1 protein-coding gene is annotated in these 285 nt (G+C 66.0%); it reads right to left on the minus strand.

Features of this window, described 5'->3' with window-relative positions:
- A partial coding sequence (locus F1735_RS34835) for a hypothetical protein (protein WP_222853210.1) occupies positions 1-285 on the minus strand: 285 nt, incomplete at both ends.

Consider the following 285-nt stretch of genomic DNA (forward strand, 5'->3'; position numbering starts at 1 on the left):
ATCGCGCCGCTGCTGTTCCGTGAGCGTGTCGTAGTAGCCCGAACCGCGGTTCGCTTCGGCGCGCTTGAACAGCATATAGGCCTCGAACAGGCGCGCCGGCACCGACGTCGGATATTGCTTGCGCCACGCCCTGACCCGCGTCTGCACCGTGTCCCAATACGCCGCATCGGTGCTCCACTGGCCGAATCCGCGCAGCTGGTTGTAGAACAGCGCCTGTTTCCAGATGCCGCTCGGGGTGCGCTGGCCGGCGCCCCGGATTCGCTGATACAGCGCTTCCAGGGCCTT

Source organism: Massilia genomosp. 1, assembly GCF_011682185.1.
Taxonomy (GTDB): domain Bacteria; phylum Pseudomonadota; class Gammaproteobacteria; order Burkholderiales; family Burkholderiaceae_D; genus Telluria_A; species Telluria_A rubra.